A 22,256-nucleotide genomic window follows, 5' to 3' on the forward strand; every position below is an offset into this window, starting at 1 on the left:
AACGATTCTGTAGCTCAGCTGGTAGAGCAATACACTTTTAATGTATGGGTCCTGGGTTCGAATCCCAGCGGGATCACCAAAGGGAAGCCCCGTTTGCAAGCTGCAAACGGGGCTTTTTGCTTGTTGCTGCAGCTCCAAACCGAGGATATCAAGCTCAATTACATACCTTCTGGGAAGGCGGGCATAGTCTGCAGCGACAATTGAAACACAGGCGACGTGTTAGGGGATGAGTGCATGGCCGCCTGCCATTTATAGGCCTGTTATTAAGGCTCAATCCAAACTTCATGTAACCTATATGTGTGCAGCGTAGTCTTACAGGGTATTCACCTTACTCTTGAGCTATGGCAACTGCTGCACCACAACGCCTTCAACATCAAATTGCCCTCGTGACGGGCGGTAGCTCCGGCATTGGGGCCGGCGTATGCCTGGCTCTGGCTGCCGAAGGCGCTACGGTAGTAGTAAATTACTCGCACAGCCCCGAGGGCGCTGAGGAAACTGTAGGAGAAATTGAAAAAGCCGGTGGCAAGGCTATAGCCTTGAAGGCTGATGTAAGCAAGGAAGACGACGTGCTTCGGATGTTCTCGCAGATCCGGGAGCAGTTCGGTACCCTGCATATTTTGGTAAGCAACGCCGGCATTCAGGAAGATGCCCCGTTTCTGGACATGACCTTGGAACAGTGGCAGAAAGTGCTGGATGTGAACCTGACGGGCCAGTTCCTGTGTGCCCGCGAAGCCGCCCGGGAGTTCATGCGGCGCGGTCCCCAGCCCGAGATATCCAAAGCGACGGGCAAGATTATCTGCATGAGCTCGGTGCACGAAGTGATTCCATGGGCCGGCCACGTCAACTACGCCACCAGCAAGGGCGGCATTATGCTGCTCATGAAAAGCATGGCCCAGGAGCTGGCCCCGCACAAAATCCGGGTGAACAGCATCGGGCCCGGCGCCATCAAGACGCCCATCAACAACGAAGCCTGGGAAACCCCGGAAGCGGCCAAAAAGCTGCTGGAACTCATTCCGTACGGCCGCATTGGGGAGCCTGATGATATTGGCAAAGTAGCCGTGTGGCTGGCCTCCGATGAAGCCGACTACATTACGGGCGTTACACTATTTGCCGATGGCGGCATGACGCTCTATCCGGGCTTCGCTTCCAACGGCTGAGGCTAGCCATTTGGCAGAGCGTAGGCCACTCCTGAGGAGCCAGCAAGCGCGCAGGGCAGAAGGGGCTGCCCGTGTAGATATTCAACAACGGCAGCATGGGGCAGATGAACCAGGAGCAGATCCGGCAGCAGCAGGCCCGAGAGGGCAAAGCGCCGTGGCATAAGTTTGGACCATACGTATCGGATAGGCAGTGGGGCACGGTGCGCGAGGACTACAGCCCCGATGGCAACGCCTGGGCCTACACCACCCACGACATGGCCCGCAGCCTGGCCTACCGCTGGGGAGAGGAAGGCATTGGGGGCATCTGCGACGACCAGCAGCTGCTTTGCCTGGCCCTGGGCTTCTGGAACGGGCAGGACCCCATTCTGAAAGAGCGGTTTTTTGGGCTGAGCGGAATTGAGGGTAACCACGGCGAGGATGTAAAAGAGGTGTACTACTACCTCGATAATACGCCCACGCACTCCTATATGGAGATGCTCTACAAGTATCCGCAGCACGCCTTTCCGTATGAGTGGCTGGTACAGGAAAACGCCCGACGTGGCCGCCAGAAGCCCGAATTTGAATTGCAGGATACCAGCATCTTTCGGCAGGACCGCTACTTCGATATCCGACTGGAGTATGCCAAGGCTGATCCAAAGGACTTGCTGCTGCTCATCACGGTGCACAACCATGGCGCCAGCGAAGCACCGCTCCACATTCTGCCGCAGCTCTGGTTTCGGAATACCTGGAGCTGGGGCTATGAGGCCTACAAGCCCGAGCTGAGCGCCACCGAAGATGGCCATATCCGCATCAGCCACATCAGCTTGCCGGCTTTGCAGCTATATTGTGAGCAAACGGCTGAACAAGCCGCTGCACTGCTTTTCTGCGACAATGAAACCAACACTGAGCGCCTATACCAATCGGCAAACACCTCGGCGTACTATAAAGATGGCATTCAGGACTACGTAACGCGGGGCACCCCGGAAACGGTGAACCCCGCCCAGACTGGCACCAAAGCAGCCGCGCACTACTGCGTGATGGTACCGCCGGGCGAAAGCCGTATGGTGCGGGTGCGGCTGGCCGCGCCTGGCCTAACCGAACCGTTCCAGGACTTTGCGGAAATCATGCACTTGCGCGCTTCCGAAGCTGATGCGTACTACCACGATCTGCACACTGAACATGCCAGCCCCGATGCTCGCCTGATACAGCGGCAGGCTTTGGCCGGCATGCTCTGGAGCAAGCAGTTCTATTATTATGATGTAAGCCAGTGGCTCGACGGCGACCCAGCCCAGCCCGCGCCTCCGCCGGAGCGCCAGGAAGGCCGCAACAGCAAGTGGCGTCACCTCAACAACGCCGACATTATCTCGATGCCGGATAAGTGGGAGTACCCGTGGTATGCTGCCTGGGACCTAGCGTTTCATACCATTGCCTTGGCCCTTGTAGATGCTGACTTTGCGAAAAAGCAACTGCTGCTGCTCACTCAGGACTGGTATATGCAGCCCAACGGCCAGCTACCCGCTTACGAGTGGAAGCTGGAAGATGTGAACCCGCCCGTACAGGCCTACGCTGCCTGGCGCGTGTACAAAATGGAGCGTAAGCAGGAGGGCAAGGGCGACACCGTCTTTTTGGAGAAAATATTTCATCGGCTCCTGATCAATTTTACGTGGTGGGTGAACCGCAAAGACCACGATAACCGCAACCTCTTCCAGGGCGGCTTCCTGGGTCTCGATAACATTGGCGTATTCGACCGCAGCGCCTCCCTGCCCGATGGCGCCCTCATGGAGCAGGCCGATGCGACAAGCTGGATGGCCATGTTTGCCCTGAACATGATGCGCATATCCCTGGAACTGGCCAAAGCCAACCCGGTGTACCAGGAAATGGCCAGCAAGTTCTTCGAGCATTTCCTCTACATCGCGGAGGCCATGACCAACGTCGATGAGCAGCACATTGACCTCTGGGATGAGGAAGATGAGTTCTACTATGATGTACTCAAAACTTCCGATGATGAGCGCATTCCCCTCAAGGTACGCTCCATGGTGGGCCTGATTCCGCTGTTTGCGGTAGAAGTGCTTGATGAGAGTACGCTGCAGGAGGTGCCGCATTTTGTGAAGCGCCTGAACTGGTTTCTCGACCACCGGCCGAATCTGGCCCGGCTGGTTTCGCGGTGGCAGGAGCCCAATTCCGGCCAGCTTCATTTGCTTTCCCTGTTGCGTGGCCACCGCATGAAAATGCTGCTGCGCCGCATGCTCGATGAGGCTGAGTTCCTGTCAGAATTTGGGGTGAGGTCTCTGTCGCGCTACCACGAGCAGAACCCCTATGTGTTCCAGCACAAGGGTTCGCGCAGCTTCACAGTGGCCTACGAGCCCGGCGAATCCAGCACTGATCTGTTCGGGGGCAATTCCAACTGGCGCGGCCCCATCTGGTTTCCCGTCAACTTCCTGCTCATCGAGTCGTTGCAGCGCTTCCATTACTACTACGGCGACGATTTCCAAGTAGAATACCCCACCGGCTCCGGCCACTACAGCACGTTGCTGCAGATATCGGAAGCCCTGACGGAACGGCTGACCAAGCTCTTTCTGCGCAACGAGCAGGGCTTCCGGCCCGCCCTCGGCGAGGATAAGCACCTGCAAACGGGCCCGCACTGCCGCGACAACCTCCTGTTTCATGAGTACTTCCACGCCGAAACCGGGAAAGGACTGGGCGCCAGCCATCAGACCGGCTGGACGGGCCTCATTGCCAAGCTGCTGCCCCACAAACATGGGAACTAAGTGGCCTAGAGGACGCCTAGCCCAATAGCGACAAGGCTTCAGCAGCCCGTGTGCCTGGTTTCTCTCTTTTGTATTGTGCTGCCTTTAACCAAAAGCATAAGGCATAAAAGCAGTAAAGAGAAGGAGGTAGCGTGGGCTTATGACTGATTTACACATGCATCGTGGTAAATTTGCTTATACTCCTGTTTCAAACGGTGCCTTTCTACTTTCCCGGAGCCTTTTCGTGCGCTTCGTTGTTCTTTCTGTGTGATTGATTCCAGCTCTACTACCACGCCGCGCCCCGATCTCCTGCGCATTCCTTACGACGATTACCGGGCCCTGCCCGCCATTGCAAATTCTGATTTGTCGCGTCTGCGCGATGCTCTCTACGGGCGCCCGCCGCGCACTACGTCGTCTACGGGGGCACTAGGCCTAGGTACGGCTTTCCACACAGCCCTACTGGAGCCGGAGCTCTACGAGCCTGGCCTACCGGGCATTAATGATACCCTGATCTGGTGGATGGTAGATGGCGTGAAGCTTAACGATGAGGTGAAGCGCCTGCTCGAAATCGGGACGCCGGAGCCCAGCTGCATCTTCACGGAGCCAAACACCAACACCCTCTGTAAGCTCCGCGCCGATCTGGTCATCGACCACCCCGATGAGCCCTACACCATCATCGATTTCAAGACCACGCTGGCCCGCGACTACAGCCACTTTGTGGCCCAGTGCAGCGGCTACGACTACGACCGGCAGGCCGCATTCTATTCCGATGCCTTGCAGGCCGAGCGTTTTTTGCTGGTGGGAGTGCAGAAGGTAGAGCCGTTTGAGCTGTTCGTGTTTGAAGTGCCGCCGCATATGCTGGCCGAGGGACGTGCCAAGTATCAGCGCCTGCTCCGGTTGCTGCAGCCCGATGTGCTGGTGCCTACCGCCGTGGCCAACGCAGTACGCGAAGTGCGGGATTCGCTCAACGGGTAGCCATTTTCACGAGTAGTCGTATAAGTAGCCAGACGAGGACACGCGGAATAGATAATAAAAAAATAACATTGAATTAATTGCGATAATTAATTCGATTGTCTATACTTGTAATACCAAATCGAAAACAGCACACAAATGCACTTTTTCAGCAATAATCTTCCTAATAATAACTCGAATAATAATATTCGGGACTGGAAGGCTATTGCTCCATTGGAGAACTGAAAAATCAGCAATTGATTTTCTTTTAAAGCCTTCCAGTCATTCGGAAGGCTTTTTTTGTGCCTATTGCACTGGTTAGCCAAATAAGCAGCCAGCAACTCAGATTTTCTTAGGCATAAATAATTTTCAGGAATTCAAAAAAAACTTCCGTCGGGAAGGGTGGAATTCGTGTGCCTTTTTGAAAATAAAATCCTTTCTAAAAACCATAAAAAATAATTGCCATGACTGCGCAGGAATTATTAAAAACCGAAGAGGCCATCAGCTTGGTGAAGGAAATCTTTGTCAAGGAGCTGAGTACTCAGCTGCACCTCGTGAAAGTGTCGTCTCCCATTGCGGTGCTCGATGGCACTGGCATCAACGATGACCTGAACGGCATTGAGCGTCCCGTTGGTTTTCCCATCAAGGCCATGCAGGAGCAGCGGGCCGTGGTGGTGCATTCGCTGGCCAAGTGGAAGCGGGTGCGCCTGCAGGAGCTGGGCATTGAGGCTGGCCGTGGGCTGCTAACGGATATGCACGCCCTGCGCCCCGATGAGGATTACTCGCCCATCCACTCCATCTATGTAGATCAGTGGGATTGGGAAAAGCACATTATGGCGGAGCAGCGCACAGTAGAGTTTCTGCAGGCTACGGTAGAGCGTATTTATGAAGCGTTGCGCACTACAGAAGCGCGCATTACGGCGGAGTACCCCGAGATTACGCCGGTGCTGCCGGGCAAAATCACGTTCCTGCACGCCGAGGATTTGCTGAAGCAATACCCCGCCCTCACGCCGAAGGAGCGCGAACATGAAGCCGTGAAACAATACGGTGCGGTATTTCTGATGGGGATTGGCGGTGAGCTGAGCCACGGCGAACCACACGACGGCCGTGCCCCCGACTACGACGACTGGAGCACCGAAACGGCTAGCGGCTACCGCGGCCTGAACGGGGATATTCTGCTCTGGCACCCTGTGTTGCAGACTTCCTTCGAGGTGTCGTCGATGGGGATTCGGGTGGATAAGCAGGCACTGATTCGGCAACTGGCCCTGCGCGGCTGCGAAGATCGGCAGGAACTCTCCTTCCACTCTCGCCTGCTGAAAGATGAATTGCCGGAGAGCATTGGCGGTGGCATCGGCCAAAGCCGCGTGTGCATGTTCATGCTGCGCAAAGGCCACATTGGCGAAGTGCAGGTGAGCATCTGGTCTGACTCCGTGCGTGAAGAACTGGCTGGCACCGGCGTAGGCCTGTTGTAAAAGTTAAAGGCTCGCTGCCAAACAGCGTGGGCGGGGGAGCGGGCTTGGCGGCCGAGTGCTTCTCCGCCTATTTTTTGCCCTAGGCCAGTAAGCCCCTAAAAAGCCCACTCCTTCATGACGGAATGGACTTTTTTAGGGGCTTACTGGCCTAGGAGCAGCTTCTTGGCTGCGGCCTCACCACTGACCAGAGCTGCTTCTACGGTGCCGGTATGCGGCCCAGTGTACAGGGCTTCGCCGGCAAAGTAGAGCGTATCAGAAACTGGTTTCTCAAAAACCTGCAATGCCACCTTGGCACCCACGGTAGCGTAGGTATAGGCGCCTAAAGCGTACGGATCGGCCCCCCAGTTCACGATGCGGGAAGCCTGGAGCTGCCTGTGCAGGAAGGTGCGGGTAGTGCCAAAGAGGTAGGCCAGGGACTCGAGGGCCAGCGTGAGTAAGTCGGCTTCGGATGTCTCTCGGAGTGCGGCCGCCGCCGGTCCGGCCACCCACCCGGTGAGGAGTGGCTTAGGCTCCGGCAGCTGCGACCACCACGTCGGGACGGCAGCATCGGAGAACAGGAAGCCCATTTCCGGCATCGGCTGGCCTACCTCGGCGGATGGCGCGACCCAAAAGGCCTCCTTAAATTCCAGCAAGAACTTGATGACCGGCCCGTAGCCCAGGGCAAGAGCCGCCGCGCGGTATTCGGGCAGCTCTGGAGTGAAGCGCACAAAGCCCGGTGAGCCTTCTTCAGCCTGCAGCACTCCTAATGGCAGCGTAAGCAGAGCGCTGGCCGCCCGAAATACCTTGTTATGCGCACATACCACTGTTACCTGCCCGGCCTGCCACTGCACTTGCTGCACTACGGTAGAAAAGTGGAGTGCGCCTCCCGCTTCCCGCACATCATGCATCAGGCTCTCTACCAGTCGGCTGTATCCGCCTTCGGGGCGCGGCGAATCCTCGGCGCCGTTACCAGACCATTCTTCGCGCAGGGCGAAGGCGCTGGCCCGCCGCGCATCGGCAGCATCATATCCTTCGGCAAAGCGCGTGGCCATGTCACGGAGTGGGAGGTACTGTTCGCCAGGAAGTTGCTGGGCCAGAAATTCGGCGAGCGGCACATCATGTTCCAGCGTATGCAGCTTCTCGAGCAGCAGCGGCAGGTCATCAAAAAATCCTTCCGACTCTTCCAGGCGGCCTTGGCTTACTTCGTAGTTCCGGCCGGCCGTATCGTGGCATAAAATACCTGCCTCTTTCAGCAAGGATTGCGAAAGAGCCACATCGCCGTGCAGGAATTCTGCGCCGCCTTCTGTGGGTGCCGTGAAACCGCTATCGGAAATGGTGTAAATACGGCCTCCCGCGCGGTGGCGGGCTTCCAGGATGCCCACACGACGACCTGCGCGAGCCAGGTTTCGGGCGGCAATAAGGCCAGCAGCCCCCGCCCCAATAATGAGAATATCGTATTCAGACATGCAGTAAACAGCGCCTGATTTACTTAGGAAGCGCCGCAAGGGAAAGGACGAAGGCGGACCTAAAGTTTACAAATGCCCTCCAAAAAGGGTATGCAAACTCCTCTTTTACTGCTGTCACTACGTTTTAAAGCAGGCAAAAATCAATAACTGGCATTTCAGATAACACCTATTCAGTGAAGCCTGGAAGCAGAAGTGGCCTAGCGCAGACTAACCCAGCTGGGGATGGCTGGCAGCATAGCGGGTGCGACGCGCACGATGGGCGTTTTGCTCGTCACGAGGCCGCTGGCGTCGCGGTACTGTACTACATATTCGTAAGTAGCATCCGGCGAAATCGGCATACGGTCGAGATACGGGCTGCAGGCATTGCGGGCTACGCACTCCCAGTGCTGGCCTCGGCCCCGACGGTACACATAAGCAAATTGGGCGGGAGAAATAGTGAAGTCTAAACGACGTCCAGCAGGGACTAAATGCAGCTCAAGAGTTGCGGTGGGAGCAAGGGTAAGCATTGTTAACAAAGGGTAAGCAGGTTTGAGAACGTAAACCAGGCCACTTGGTCGGCTCTAACTGCGGGCTAAATGCCAGCCCCAAAACTTTCTATCCCGAAATTAAACGGAGATATAAGAGGTAAAATGCTGATTATGAAGGTTGATGATAATGGGTCGGGCAGTAGAAACTCTGGCTGATTCCCAGAAAAAAGAGGCTTCTTTTCAGTTTGTCTGAAAAAATGGATAAGAGCCTGAAAGGAAATACTGGCTTGAGGAAAAGCAACGAGCGGCTTTTAGCCGGCCCCGGCTATGGCTGATTCCGACGAAATTCTACCTGATGCAGTTGCAGTAGGCTGGTAATACTGCGCTGTATGGCAACGGTGCCAAGCTGCTGAAAAACATCGGGGTGTTGCCGTCGGTAGAAACGGGCCACCATATTCGCCGCTGCTCGTGTCCCCATCGATTGCCACAACACATAAGGCAGGTCTATTTCCGACAAATCTGTGCCCTCCCGCGAATGCGTAACCAGGATGAGAGCCACTACCGGGCCATCGGCTTCAGCATAAACGCGCAGGGTACACGAGTTACTCACGGCAGGAAGCGTTTGGTAAAAAGCAGCCGCTCCGGAATAGACCGGGAGGAGTTCAGCGAATTAAAATCTACATCTATCTTGAGAATTCCACAAGTATTTACTACCATTTTTCTGTTGTAAATACGTATCTGATACTATATATACTAACAGGGGTGCTTAACAAGCATTTGAGGGCTTTGCCTAGTTATGGCGCATCGTAGCCGATAGGTCCTCTTTTCTGCTGGATAACAGCGGAACGCTCTGAGTTCTTGCACTCGAGTTGAAGAGTACAGCTTTTACTTCAGCATACTGCTCCGCCACCTGTTTAGCTACCAGGTTCTTGTCCATGCGGACATCGTTAACTACGAGCAACACGGGTTTATCATGCAGTTCCATGGTGGCAGCCATTTGGCGCCGATAAACAGAGTACGATGCCGTGGCGGTGCTTATGTAGCCACGCTTGTTTTCACAGGGCACAGCCACCCAGTCTACAAATGCTTTGCCCGGGTAGTGAGCCCGCACAGCATCTGGGTAAGGTGGAGTCCAGACCCAAACGACATTCGTGACCTTCGCGGCCCGGAATTGCTCTACCAGACGGTGCCAATCTCTTCGGTATGTAGCCGGATCGGAAGGCGACGGAAAGATGGGTCGAAGTAATATAGGGCTTCCGAGCTGGCGCAACTCCTGAGCTATTTCGGGCCAGTTGCCTGCCGAGGCACTTGTAGGCCAGTTGAGCAGCGGAACTGTGCTTTGATGCTTGAGTACAGTCAGTTCGGCTATGGGCAACTTGTTCTGCATAGTCAGTTCTACAAAATCGGGAGTAGAGGTCGGTCGTGAAAACTCAAATAGCTGCTGTGGTGACACAGAGGAGAGCCGGACCGGCAGGTCTAGAGAGGCAGGTGCCTGTTGTGTGCCCAAGTGCAGGGAGTCGCCACCGGAGAGAACCCACGTAGCGTCGGCAAATGCAGCGGTCTGCTCCTTCACATAATATCCCGTATCAATGGCGCCCACAAGGGCCAGGGAGCTAACTGCCAGAGCAATACCCGATGACTGAGCCCGCAAGGCAACTCCAGATACAAGCTTTCGGCTGGCTTCAACGAGTCCGCGCAGCGGCTGCGACTTTAGGTCGGCCACGAAATTACTGATCCAGGTATGTTGGCCCATGCCTACGGCCGCGAGCAGGATTGCGGCATTGCAGGTGGCCAGGAAAGCCATAAGGCGGGAGTAGGGGCTCCAGTCAAGCCGGCCGGCATATTTAACGGCCACCGCGCACAGTACAATGGCAACGATGTTGGGCAGGCAAATCCGAAGCTCATTGCGGGTGTTGCCTTCCTTGGGGGTAGGAATGTAAGGTACCCGCACGCGCAGGAACGTGTACACCAAACCCAGTAAATACACCCACCACGAGCCGACCCGTAAGATGCCACCGGCAAGGTGTAGGCCTGCTTCCTGCGGCTCCCGCAGCCATTGCTGCGCCTTATAGCGGATCAGTAGGCCTATGCCTAACAATGGCGCCATGTGCAGGGCGAAGGCCCCGAGCGATATGTGCCAGGGGTACACAGACAGCACCAACGAAAGTATAGGTACCGCTATATCAATGAGGGTAATAAGCCCAGACAGGAAGTACAGAGGCAAGGTGGCGTAATGCAGCTTTTGCCGCCAGGTAAAGCGCGTGAACAGGCGTGGGTATACGGTGAAAAGGAGCTCAAAGGCGCCCCGGGCCCACTTCAGTTGCTGGGCGTAGAAGGCACCCAGCGTAGAGGGCACCAGCCCCCGGCTCAACACTTTCGGCACATACACCGCCTGCCATCCTTCGGCATGCAGCTTCATAGCCGTGTGCATGTCCTCCGTGAGTCCGGCCGCGTGCCCCCCGATGCTATCGAGGGCGGCGCGGCGGAAGGTACAGTTGGCGCCAATGGCCTGGGTTGTGTTGTAGCTGTTCATGCCCATCATCAGTGGGCCGTAGAAGTGGTAGGTCTGCTCAGCGGCCCCCAAGGCCACCAAGCTGTCTTCCTGATTACCGTAGGCCTGTACTACCTGCACATAGCCCACTTTCGCATTCGAAAAATACGGCACTACATGATCCAGAAAGTCAGGCGTAGGCACGTGGTCGGGGTCTAGGACTACGCACAGATCACCGGTCGCCTGCTCTAGGGCATTGTTAATGTTGCCGGCCTTGGCATTCACTTTCACCTGGCGCGTAACATGCACTACGCCCAAACGCTTACAAACTGACCGCAAATACGGATCGTCTGCTTCATCGCAGAGGTAGCTGGTATGCGGATACGTAATGGCCTGCATGGCTTCCAGAGTCTCGACCACCATAGCATGAGGCTCACCGGCGCAGAAGGTGGTAAGAACATCTACCGTGAACAGAGGCAAATGGCCAGTAGGTGGAACAGGCTCCGTTACATTAGTATAGTGGTACCACTCATGGAGCATGCGCAACAGCTTGAAGCCCAACGAAACCGTCAGCAGCCAAAACAGCGGAGCATATCCTATTGGGTCAGCAGATACAAACCAGATAAGAAAATAGAGTAGGCTGACAACTCCTAGGCCTACCAGTATGCGCATCTGCTGAACACCTGCTACTTCCTGCACCAACACGCCCGCCGAAGTTATCCGGCTGACCGTTTTTGCCTCTTGTATGATAAGGTCTCCTTTTGCCTTACGGGCCAAAGGACGTGTGCTTTTCTCTAAAACTCCTCCCTGCATGCCTCTTACTTTAATCTGCTAATAGAACGCATCAACAAGAGATTCGTTGTACATAAAGTTCATTAATTTAATAATTATCATTATAAATTGAACTTTAATAATATTTGAAACAATGATTTCAGTTCTTTTTGCTGCCTATTACGTACCAGCGCCATGCGTTTACCAGTTTCTTTTCCTTCTATCAGGCACTTATGGCTATGGCTGCTGCTAGCGTTAGCTGCAGGAGCCCTAATTGGCCATTTAGTAGAGCTAAATTCGAGAAGGGGCAGCTCCCTTCATACGAATAAGGTGCCAGCCGGAGTGATTCCGGTGCGACTAGTGCGCACGAAACTAGGTTATCAGTTACAACGAGGCGGCAAACCCTTCTTCATCAAAGGCGGAGCTGGTCTACAGCATTTCGATAAGCTCAAAGCAGCTGGTGCAAACTCTCTCAGGCTGTATTCTACTGATTATGCCGATGACAGAATAAATGAAGCGCACCGGCACGGTCTGACTGTTATGCTAGGACTATGGCTAGAACCTGAGTCGAAGCTCGACTATTTCAACAAAGAGGAAGTTAATCGCCAAAAGGAAAGACTACGCCAGCAGGTTTTACGCTACCGGAATCATCCGGCACTTTTAGCCTGGAATATCGGCAATGAACTTGACCTTGGACCCGGCAATATTCCGATGTATCGTGCTATAAATGATGTATCCCGAATGATTCATGAGCTTGATCCTAATCACCCTACAACAACTAGTCTATCAAGTGTTTCTGAAAATATAAGCCGAGTCAAGCGTTTATGCCCAAATTTGGATTTCATTAGTGTAAATATCTTTGGAGGCCTTAATTCTTTAGCAGAGAGCTTGGAAAAAAGAGGATGGACTGGAGCATATATTGTGACGGAGTTTGGGGGCAGGGGCTACTGGGAATCTCCTAAAACGAGTTGGGGAACGGCTAAAGAACAGAGCAGTACAGAGAAAGCTGACTTTACCCGTGTACGATACGAAAAAACAATCTTAGGCCACCAGGATAAGTGTCTGGGCTCTTATGTATTCTACTGGGGAAACAAGTTCGAATACACACAGACCTGGTACAGCCTTTTTGCACCAACAGGCGAGAAAACCGCTACAGTGGATGTAATACAAACATTATGGTCTGGACAGAGGCCTAGTAATCTGGCACCGCGAATTAATGCGTTGAAATTTGTAGGCGCCACTGCAGGAAAGGAGATTCGATTACAGGCCGGTGCAGACTACAGGGCGAAGGTTACTGCTACGGATCCTGAAGCTAACTCGCTAAACATAAATTGGAAGGTGTACCAGGATATATTTATAGGTACAATGCCAAGTATCAATAAACTTTTTACACCAACGGAGGCAATTGCAAATAGCGTAGAGCCAGTAAACGGAGTGGAAGTAACAGTGCATTCACCAACAAGGCCTGGAGCGTATCGTTTGGCCGTTAGTGTGTATGATGGAAAAGGTAGCGTGGCAACGGCCAACCTTCCCTTCTATGTAGAGGCCCAAGCTAGAGCAGTAAGAAGATAAGGGAAGAGTTGAGTCATCCCTATTATAGCGGAGGTTGTGTGGATATATGCCTTTAGAACTTTGCGAGTTCTTATTTATGACAACTGGTTGTTTAGTTTGGCTGTTTTTCTTGATAAAAGGATATTTCTACAAAGTGAATAGAGGTAATCGTAAGGATATTTTTCTGCTTATCATTCAATAGGAAAAAGTATATATAATGCTTTTAATCATATAATTGCCATTTTAAGGGCTGTGTGGATTCACAAGCCTTTAACGCGTTATATATCTTTGAAAAACATTCATATTTTTATATTTATTGACTTTGTCTAGTATTGCGTCGCATTAACCTAAAGACCTGCGATGCACCCTAAACTTGTACTTTTAGTAGTTGCTTTTGTTTACTCAGTTATGTGTCTGCCTTCGGCAAATGCCACCACATACTATATAAGCTCAGCCGGAAATGATGCAGCGGAGGGAAAGTCTGTTGCAACTGCTTGGCAAAGTATAGAACGGGTTAATGCAGCTCGTTTCGAGCCCGGCGATAGAATTCTGTTTGAGGCAGGTCAGACATTCGAAGGCTCGATTTGGCTGCAAAGCAAGGGCACCAAAGCCTCGCCCTTACGCATCGGATCGTATGGGCAGGGCATGGCTACCATCAATAGCGGCAACAACTATGGTTTCTATGCCGCAAATGTTGGCGGTATTGAGCTGCACAGGATGAAGTTTGTGGGTTCTGGCCGACTGACTACCAATAATTCCGGCATTATCTTCACCACTGATCTGGCCAATGAGCGGCTAGACCACCTCGTGTTGGATAGCCTGGATGTAAGTGGCTACCTTAAATCGGGCATTATTCTGGGTAGCTCGAGCGCAACCAGCGGCTACGATAATGTGCGCATAACCAATTGCCTGGTGCATGAAAACGGAGAAGCTGGTATCTCATCGTATAGCGCTTATCCTCTTCTGAGCCACCGCAACTGGTACCTGGGCAAATGCAAAACCTACGATAATGCTGGCCGAAAAGACATCACCTATACTCATACCGGCAATGGTATTGTACTTTCTGGCATTGATGGCGCGGTAGTGGAGCAGTGTGAGGCATTCAACAACGGATGGCTGAACAGTAACCCGGGTGGCGGGCCGGTTGGTATCTGGGGCTGGCTTTGCAACAACCTGGTAATCCAGGATTGCGAGTCGCACCACAACCGCTCGGGCCTGGCCCACGACGGCGGCGGCTTCGACCTGGATGGGGGCTGCACCAACTCGGTTCTACAGTACAACTACTCGCACGATAACGATGGAGCGGGGTACCTGCTGGCACAGTTTGATGGCGCCCCTGCTATGCACGACCTGACGGTGCGCTATAACATCAGCGAAAATGATGCGCGGCGTTTTGGACAGGGAGCCATTATGCTCTGGTCGTCGGGAGCAAACGGGGGAATTCAGCGTGCGGCTATCTATAACAACAGCGTTTTCATTACTCCCGCGTCGGATGGCTCGGAGGCAAAGGCGTTTTATCAGGCAAGTGGTGGCGTAAGCCAGATAACGGTCCGCAACAACATTTTCCAGACTACCAATGGCTTGGCCCAGGTGCAGTCACTGACTACTACTGGCTTGCAGCTCCAGGGAAACTGCTATTGGGGAACCGAGAAGCCAATGCTGGTAAAATGGGGTGGATCTGCTTTCAACAGCCTTAGCACGTGGCGAGATGCCACTGGCCAGGAGCGGGTAGGGGACCAGGAAACCGGTTTCAACGTAGATCCTGCGTTTACAAGTGCTGGCGACGGAGGTGATATGAATACGATGCTCAGCGGCCGCCTGCAGACCTCCTGGCACCCGTACAAGTTGCAGTCGGGTTCGGCTCTGATTGGGAAAGGACTGAATTTGACCAGCGCGTTCAGCACAGCCATTGGGTCCCGCGACTTCTATGGTTCTGCGACGCCCACCAGCGGAGCAACCGGAAATCTGGGCGCTATTGAAGAAGATGCCAAGAAGCAACCACTACCGGTTGAACTGGTAAGCTTTACGGCCGAGCGGCAAGGCAACCAAGCCGTATTGCGCTGGACGACTGCATCGGAGCTGCAAAACAGCCATTTTGATGTAGAAACCAGCATCGATGGCCGTAGCTTTCGGCATGCTACAACCGTGGCAGGACGAGGCACAACGGCACAGCACACATCGTATTCCTGGGTAGATGCTTTAGCCGGCTACGCGGCGGAGGTAGTTTACTACCGATTGGTACAGGTAGATCAATCAGGAAAACAAACCTACTCCTCCGTTAGATCAGTCGAGCTGAATACCACTGTAGGCCTGTCGATGACTGCCTGGCCAAATCCTAGTGCGGGGGAAGTGACCATTCAGATTCAGAGCCCGGTAGCGGGCAAGGCCAGCATCACGTGCACCGATGCCTTGGGCCGGACGGTGTTTAATCGGCTGATGGATGTAAACAAAGGAAACCTTACCATGCCTTTGCCCGAGGTTGCTCAGCTGCCGCAAGGCGTTTATCGGCTGACTATGCAACAGGGCGGCCAGCAGGTGACTGCCAAGCTGCTGCATCAATAAGCAACCAGAAGAGGTGCTTTGTCAGCTGAGTATGGCCTAGAAAATTCCCTGCAGTGCTGGCACCGCCCCGGCAATATCAAGTGAGTGGCCTAGCGGCTTGCCAACCGGCACCGCTAGGCCACTTTTATTTACCCGTTTTCTGCCGTGGCATTCAGTACGGTAAAGCCGGCCTCTTCTAACGCATGCCGCATATCGTCCTGCCCGATAGTGGAGGAAGACGCAGTGGTTACTTCCGCTTCGCCGGCCTCAATACGGTCCACCAGCAGGCCTAGGCCAGTCAGGAGTTGCCGTACTTGGCCAATGCTTTCAGCATCCTGCATGGGCTCTATCTGCAACACATAGCGAATGAGTTGCATGGGGTTGGTGTTGGGAGTAGGTTCAGCCATGATACGAGGGTATGAAAACGGGAAAGCTATTTGAAGAGTGTACTCCAATGGAGTAGCAGGGTTTTAGGCCGCTACCGGAAAAATGCGCGTAACCAAAGGGAGTGCGGAATGAGCCGTATGGACAAACAGGAGGGGCCAATAAACACCCGGCAACAGGAAAACAAGTTGCGCTTACGGAGCGCAACTTTCAGCTTTCTTTGTGTGTCTGTTAGCCCAGTTTTCCACCCTTATTTCCCCTGAATGACCTCATTCTTCCGCTCGGCTGCCCTGGCAGCCCTGCTGGCTACCGCCGCGCCGGCTCTGGCCAAAGCTCCCCGCGAGCTTACTTACACGGTAACCATGGACCCTGCTACCGATAGCAATGCTTTCCAGGTGAAGCTGGAGTTGCCAAAACTCAAAAAAGACCAGGCCATCTACCAGTTTGCGGCCACAGCGCCCGGCACCTACCAGGTAATGGATATGGGGCGCTTCGTGAGCAACTTCCAGGCCTTCGATAGCAAGGGCAAGCAATTGGAAGTGAAACAGCTTTCCACCAACCAATGGCAGCTTTCGGCGCCCGATAAAACCCGCGAAATCCGCTATACCATTGCCGAAACCTGGGATACTGCGGTAAAGGAGCACAACATCTACCGCATGTGCGGCTCCTCGCTGGAAACCGATCATGCGTTGCTCAATGGCCAGACACTGCTGGGCTACCCCCAGGGCATGCAGGATAAACCGCTACGCCTGAAGCTGCAGTATCCTGCGGACTGGAAATCGGGGTCGGTGCTGGTACCCGATGCCAAAGGATTTTATCATCTGAAGAACTACGACCAAGCCGTCGATTCTCCTATTCTGCTCGGGCGCCTGACGGAGGCCAGCACCAAGCTCGGCAACGCCGATGTAGCCCTGTATTGCTACTCGGCTACGGACAAGGTGCAGGCTGAGCCCCTGCTAGGCCACATGCAGAAGATGCTGAACGCGGCCCAGAGCTTCTTCGGGGGCCAGCTGCCGGTGCAGCGCTATGCCTTCCTCTACCATTTCGCCGACCGCTCGGCCGGTGCCTGGGAGCACTCCTACAGCTCAGAATATGTGCTGACCGAAGCGCCACTCACGCCCGAGTCGGCGCAGGGGGTAGTGGATATTGCGGCCCACGAGTTTTTCCATGTGATGACGCCGCTCAACATCCACTCCGAGGTAATTGAGAGCTTCAACTTCGTGCAGCCCACCGGCTCTGAGCACCTGTGGCTCTATGAGGGCACTACGGAATGGGCCTCGCACATGATGCAGCTGCGCGGTGGCCTAGTGCCACTGAACGATTACCTGAGCATGCTGAACGACAAGGTGACCTATGACCGCACCCGCACCGATACTACCTACAGCCTCAGCCGCCTGGGCCTTAACTCCTTCAGTGATGAAGGCCAGCGCCAATATGGCAACATTTACCAGCGCGGCGCCCTCACGGCCGGCCTGCTCGATTTGCGCCTGCTGGAGCTAAGCGGCGGCAAGCGTGGCCTACGCGACGTGCTGCTGGAACTGGCCAAAAAATACGGCCCCAACAAGCCCATCAGCGAGAAGAATTTCTTCCAGGATTTCGCCCAAATGACGTATCCCGAAATAGGGGACTTCTTCCAGCGCTACGTGAAGAATGCCGAGCCGCTGCCGCTGCAGGAGTACTATAGCAAAATAGGCGTGCGCTACCAGCGGGCAATGCCCACCGGCAAGCAAATTGCCACACTAGGTGCCATGGGTCTGGAAGCCCGCGAAACCAGCGTGTATTTCACGAAAGTAGGTGGGCCGCTGCAAGCAGCCGGCGTACAGGTAGGCGACAAACTGGTAGCCCTGGATGGTGCCCGCACCAACCTTGGTGCGGTACTGCGCCAGCTGCCTACCCGCGCCCCTGGTACCGAAGTGCCGTTCATTATCAGCCGCAACGGGCAGGAGCAAACCGTGAAGGTAAAGCTGGCTTCCACGGAAGAAATTAAGCGCTATGTTTTCACTACCGACCCCGCCGCAACCCCTGCACAACTCGCGTTGCGGGAGGCGTGGCTCAAGAATCTGTAAGGATTCCGCTAGGCCAGTAGCGTCATAAAAAACACCCCGACTGCCTGGCAGTCGGGGTGTTTTTTATGACGCTACTGGCCTAGCGTTAGTCTCGGCTGCGCACGAAGGAGTGCATAGTTCTGCTGCGGCCCTGCAACAGCTCCAAGCGGTAAAAACCGGCTGGCAGATTCTCCACATTCAGGCAAAGCCCCGGCGTAATCTGGCCCGAGAGCTTAACGGTGCCCTGTGCATTCACTACCCGGTATTGCCCGCCCTCGCTCGCACCTGTAACCCGCAGCTGGTGCGCCGTAGGGTTAGGGTAGAGGCTAATGGTGTGGCTTTGCGACGGTACGGTTACCACTATAACGCTGGAATAGGTTGCTGTGCCATCCGTGTCTACCTGCCGTAAGCGGTAGTACATCTTGCCGGTTTGAGGGGCGCTATCCATAAACGAATAAGTAGTAGCTGTGGTGCTATTGCCACGGCCTGCTACCCGCGTCAGGGTGCTGAAAACCTGGTTGTCGGTGCGGCGTTCTACTTCGAAGTAGGCGTTTTGCTTTTCGCTGGCGGTAGTCCAACGAAGTTGCACGCCATCGGGCTGATGATTGCCACTGAAGCTGGTGAGGGTAACCGGCAGCGGGTTAGCGGTGGTACTGGTACTGCCCATGGCAAAGTCGCTGAAATCGGTGAACGTATCGGAGGTGAGGCTGGTAGCAGAATAGGCAGTTCGGCCTGTGTTGGTCCAGCCAGATCCGTCGGTTTTAGCCACCACTAAGCTAGGTGCGCTGGGGTCTGTAACGCCGTCATCAGCCCCGAAGCTCAGCGTAATTGTGCCTGCAAAAGCTCCGGAAACAGGCACCGGGCTAGGAATAACCGAGTACGAACGAACAGCAGATACCTGCTTAAGATTGCCCAAAAAAGTCCGGTCCGTGTGCCGGCCTTCGCGCTGCTCCGCCATGTAGGAAGTAGTGCCCGCTGGGGCGGTAGCAACCGTTAGGGTAAGCGGGCGGTACGTGGCGCCTTTGCCAATCGGGAAAAACAACGAGCCGGCCGCACTCGATTGACGAACTAAGGGACCCTGCACGAAGCTGCTGGCCGAGCCAGTGATGGTGGCCGTGGTGCCCAGCGTAAGGCGGTTGGTGCTGGTAGTCGTTAGCATACCTTGCGTGAGGGTAACTGGACCATTAGCCAGCATCGGGCGCTCCAGCGTGAGGCCTGCGGGGTTCTCAAGGGCTAACGTGGTGTTGGATGGCAGCGTGAAAGTACCAGCTGCCGTGCCGCCAATTCGCTGGGCCGTAGTGCCGCTCATTTTGAAAGTGATGGGACTGTTGTTCGCGTCCAGATTGAATGCTAGTCCACCTCCGTTAATTAGCAAATTGCCTCGTAGCTCTACGTTGCTGGTATTAATGGTTACCTGACCGGCCGTAATCACCAAGTCAGACTGAATTACCGACGGGTAAGTGGAATAGGTACTTAGCGTAAGCGTCCGGTTTGTGTTGATTTCCAGCTTACCATAGGTGCGCCCTGATAAGGCTACCGTGTTTCCAGTAGCCGTGTATAGAAACTGACTATAGGGTTCAAAATTGACAATCTGGAAAGTGGTATTGGAGCCAAAAGGTGTGGAGCCGGTGGCTTGCTCGTAGGTAGCGCCGTTACGAAAAAGAACACTATTCTTATTGGCCGTGCCCGAGCCAAATAGAAAGCCTGTGAACTTGCTTCCTGGTTGCACATAGCTGCCACTTAGAAATTCGATGGCCCCTGGCGTAGTCGAGAGTAGTTGATGTGCACTGCTAGTGGTAGCGGAGCCTTTCAGTTCCAGCCGGCCGGAAATGCGCGCCGGTACGCCCGTGACCAAGCGGATGATAAGGTCGCCGTCGCCGCTGGTGTGAGTGCCGATGAGCTGCAGCGTAACGCCTGATTCTACTGCTAGGCCTATGGCAGAGGGGTTTCCGCTGATGATTAGCTCTCGAATCAGGTTGGTGCACAGCGTAGCCCGGATGGCATTGCTGAATCGGATCTGGCCGATGGTTTGAGTGGTGGTATAGTCCATGGCCACGGTAGTAGTTGGCGTTACGCCTCCATCAAATACCAGTACATCGTTGCTGGCTGGGCTAACGCGTGCAGGAGCCCAGTTGGTTGGCTCCGACCAGCTAGTGGAAACTGTGCCCTGCCAAGTATAGGTGCTTTGTGCCAGACTGGAGCTGGAGAGGCAAAGCAACAGGCTGCACATCACCCAAAATCTAGGTAAACTCAATAAAACAGAAATAGAAGATTTGCGTGTGGGTAAAGAATGTGATTGCATCAAATGGACTTGATTGATAGGTGTGAATGCCATACCTGCTGTAGCGTTTATGTGCAAAAATAAGAACCAACTTTATCGTCATCCAAAAACCATAATCGTACAAATCATTATGGTTGAGTTTGTTATGCAGGAGCTTCATGTGGACGTAGTAGGCTGAATGCATGCATTTCCTCGGCCAATAAATTGTATTAACCGGCAAAATTATTTTTCACTTTTATTGAAATATTTTTATTTCGATGAAAATGAAAAAGCTCAGAAGCAGCTTTTGCTTCTGAGCTTTTTAGTATGTTGTTATTCTTAGGTCGTTACTCGCCGCCGTAACGGCTTTTGCCACCGCCGCCAGCATCCATACGCACAATGCGCGGCAGGAAGGAGCCCAGCACGTCCACCAAGTCGCGCTGGTGCGCCATTACCTGATGAATATCTTTGTAGGCCATGGGAGCCTCGTCTAGGCCACCGCCAATCAGCTCGATGCCATGGTCGCGGAGGTGGCGGCGTACGTCGCCTTCCGACAGGTTCTGCTTGGCCTGGGTGCGCGACATTCGGCGGCCGGCTCCGTGCGAAGCCGACTGAATGGAGTCTCGCTCGCCGCGGCCCCGTACAATAAAGCCGGGTGCCGTCATGGAGCCCGGAATTACGCCTAGCACGCCCTGGCCAGCCGGTGTAGCGCCCTTACGGTGCACAATAGCTTCACGGCCATCGGGCAGCGTTTCTTTCCAGGCGAAATTGTGGTGATTTTCCACTTTCGCGGAAGGTTTTACGCCCAAAGCCTGGCTAAGGCGCCGATGAATATCACGGTGACAGGCAGAGGCATAGTCGCCGGCCAGGTTCATGGCGCGCCAGTACTCCTGGCCTTCCTGCGAGTCCAGATCTAGCCAGGCCAGGTAGCGCGCCTCGGGCGGCAGGGGGCACTTGCTCATCGCAATTTTGGTGTAATGCTGCGCAATGGCCGCGCCCAGGCCACGCGAGCCGCTGTGCGAAAGCAGGCCCAGATACTGGCCTAGCGGCAAGTCCAACTCATTATCTTCCGTGGTGATATCCACAATGCCCCACTCCACAAAGTGGTTGCCGGAGCCAGAGGAGCCTAGCTGGTTGATGGCGGCCTCGCGCTTGCCTTTCACTACGGGAATCTCGCGAAACTCAGGCCGGTCCAGAATAGGGTCGTCGGTTGGGTTTTTGAACACTTCCTTTGCCCCGAAGCGAGTGTTGTTATGCAGCAGCTTTTTCAGCTCCTGGCTGCGCTGCTCCAAATAATGCGGGGGCAGGTCGAACACCGATAGGGCCATGCGGCACCCAATATCCATGCCCACCCCATAGGGAATCACGGCATTGTCAACCGCCAATACGCCGCCAATGGGCAGGCCGTAGCCTTGGTGCGCGTCGGGCATGAGGGCGCCATCGAGCGTGACGGGGAGCTTCATAGCGGTGTCCATCTGCCGGCGGGCGCCGTCTTCGATGAAGTCCTCGCCATAGCGGCGGTAGTCTTTCACTGCCGCGCTCAACGCAACGTCGCGCTTCGGGTCGGGTACAAATTCCTTGGCCAATTCGCGCCACAGGGAGTCGCGGAGGTAGGCGTAGGGGTCTTCCTTGATCTTATGTAGCATGGCCAGCGCGCTGCCTTTATCCAGTTTTTTGAGTTGACGGTCTTCCAATATATCCAGTGCCAAGCCAATGGCCCGTCCTTCGGGATAACCGATCTTGCGCAGGTCGTTGCCGCGCAGCTTTTGAGTTGCCATGAGGGAACAGAGTGGGTGGTTCTTCAGTGTAGCGCGGTTTGCTGAAGCGGGGTTATAGCGGAGCTTCGTGGGGCAGCAGTAAGGTTGCGCGCTGGCAACCGGAGTGGCCTAGAGCATCTCGGCTATATCTTGCAGTGGCCTAGATCGTACAGCCAGGTAGGCAGGCGCCGGCCCGCGCAGCCGGGTTGGCAACTACGGAAACATGTGGCCCGAAAAG

General features: G+C 54.7%; 14 protein-coding genes and 1 tRNA gene. 8 read left to right on the forward strand and 7 right to left on the reverse strand.

All coding sequences use genetic code 11. The features are described from left to right. The first annotated feature begins 3 nt into the window (after positions 1 to 3). The 5 genes from CFT68_RS01210 (at position 4) to asnA (ending at position 6,306) form a co-directional block, all read left to right on the forward strand. Positions 4 to 79 (forward strand) — tRNA-Lys (locus CFT68_RS01210). A gap of 262 nt (positions 80 to 341) precedes the next feature. Further along, positions 342 to 1,157 carry an SDR family oxidoreductase gene (locus CFT68_RS01215; RefSeq protein WP_088841607.1) on the forward strand — a complete coding sequence of 272 codons (816 nt, stop codon included), beginning with the start codon at positions 342 to 344 and terminating at the stop codon, positions 1,155 to 1,157. A gap of 95 nt (positions 1,158 to 1,252) precedes the next feature. Next, positions 1,253 to 3,904 carry an MGH1-like glycoside hydrolase domain-containing protein gene (locus CFT68_RS01220; RefSeq protein ID WP_394340102.1) on the forward strand — a complete coding sequence of 884 codons (2,652 nt, stop codon included), beginning with the start codon at positions 1,253 to 1,255 and terminating at the stop codon, positions 3,902 to 3,904. A gap of 246 nt (positions 3,905 to 4,150) precedes the next feature. Beyond that, positions 4,151 to 4,858 (forward strand): PD-(D/E)XK nuclease-like domain-containing protein, encoded by a 708-nt coding sequence (locus CFT68_RS01225; protein ID WP_088841609.1) that lies wholly within the window; start codon positions 4,151 to 4,153, stop codon positions 4,856 to 4,858. Between the two features lie 440 nt (positions 4,859 to 5,298). After that, positions 5,299 to 6,306: an aspartate--ammonia ligase gene (gene asnA, locus CFT68_RS01230; protein WP_088841610.1), complete on the forward strand. Its 1,008-nt coding sequence runs from the start codon at positions 5,299 to 5,301 to the stop codon at positions 6,304 to 6,306. Positions 6,307 to 6,446: 140 nt separating this feature from the next. On the opposite strand, the gene CFT68_RS01235 is transcribed toward asnA, so the two are convergent. The 4 genes from CFT68_RS01235 to CFT68_RS01245 form a co-directional block, all read right to left on the reverse strand. Further along, a complete protein-coding gene (locus CFT68_RS01235; protein WP_088841611.1) occupies positions 6,447 to 7,751 on the reverse strand; it encodes a flavin monoamine oxidase family protein in 1,305 nt (434 codons plus the stop codon). 197 nt (positions 7,752 to 7,948) lie between these two features. Next, positions 7,949 to 8,257, reverse strand: a complete 309-nt coding sequence (locus CFT68_RS01240) for a hypothetical protein (protein ID WP_141106392.1) — start codon at positions 8,255 to 8,257, stop codon at positions 7,949 to 7,951. A gap of 286 nt (positions 8,258 to 8,543) precedes the next feature. Next, entirely contained in the window at positions 8,544 to 8,828 is a 285-nt protein-coding gene (locus CFT68_RS21405) for a hypothetical protein (protein WP_141106393.1), read from the reverse strand. A gap of 180 nt (positions 8,829 to 9,008) precedes the next feature. After that, positions 9,009 to 11,414, reverse strand: a complete 2,406-nt coding sequence (locus tag CFT68_RS01245) for a glycosyltransferase (RefSeq protein ID WP_212590353.1) — start codon at positions 11,412 to 11,414, stop codon at positions 9,009 to 9,011. A gap of 426 nt (positions 11,415 to 11,840) precedes the next feature. On the opposite strand from CFT68_RS01245, the gene CFT68_RS01250 reads away from it, so the two are divergent. Together CFT68_RS01250 and CFT68_RS01255 are read left to right on the forward strand one after the other, a co-directional pair. Then, positions 11,841 to 13,052 (forward strand): glycoside hydrolase family 2 TIM barrel-domain containing protein, encoded by a 1,212-nt coding sequence (locus CFT68_RS01250; RefSeq protein WP_170934667.1) that lies wholly within the window; start codon positions 11,841 to 11,843, stop codon positions 13,050 to 13,052. 624 nt (positions 13,053 to 13,676) lie between these two features. Further along, on the forward strand, positions 13,677 to 15,593 hold the full coding sequence (locus tag CFT68_RS01255) for a right-handed parallel beta-helix repeat-containing protein (protein ID WP_170934668.1): 1,917 nt from the start codon (positions 13,677 to 13,679) through the stop codon (positions 15,591 to 15,593). Positions 15,594 to 15,721: 128 nt separating this feature from the next. Here the strand turns inward: CFT68_RS01255 and CFT68_RS01260 are convergent, their stop codons facing one another. Then, positions 15,722 to 15,979 (reverse strand): hypothetical protein, encoded by a 258-nt coding sequence (locus CFT68_RS01260; protein ID WP_088841615.1) that lies wholly within the window; start codon positions 15,977 to 15,979, stop codon positions 15,722 to 15,724. 240 nt (positions 15,980 to 16,219) lie between these two features. On the opposite strand from CFT68_RS01260, the gene CFT68_RS01265 reads away from it, so the two are divergent. Continuing rightward, a complete protein-coding gene (locus tag CFT68_RS01265) occupies positions 16,220 to 18,022 on the forward strand; it encodes a M61 family metallopeptidase (protein ID WP_088841616.1) in 1,803 nt (600 codons plus the stop codon). A gap of 85 nt (positions 18,023 to 18,107) precedes the next feature. On the opposite strand, the gene CFT68_RS01270 is transcribed toward CFT68_RS01265, so the two are convergent. After that, a complete protein-coding gene (locus CFT68_RS01270; RefSeq protein ID WP_088841617.1) occupies positions 18,108 to 20,231 on the reverse strand; it encodes a T9SS type A sorting domain-containing protein in 2,124 nt (707 codons plus the stop codon). A gap of 377 nt (positions 20,232 to 20,608) precedes the next feature. Continuing rightward, positions 20,609 to 22,039: an RtcB family protein gene (locus CFT68_RS01280; protein WP_088841619.1), complete on the reverse strand. Its 1,431-nt coding sequence runs from the start codon at positions 22,037 to 22,039 to the stop codon at positions 20,609 to 20,611. Positions 22,040 to 22,256: the final 217 nt, after the last annotated feature.

Source organism: Hymenobacter gelipurpurascens, assembly GCF_900187375.1.
GTDB classification, from domain to species: Bacteria; Bacteroidota; Bacteroidia; order Cytophagales; family Hymenobacteraceae; genus Hymenobacter; species Hymenobacter gelipurpurascens.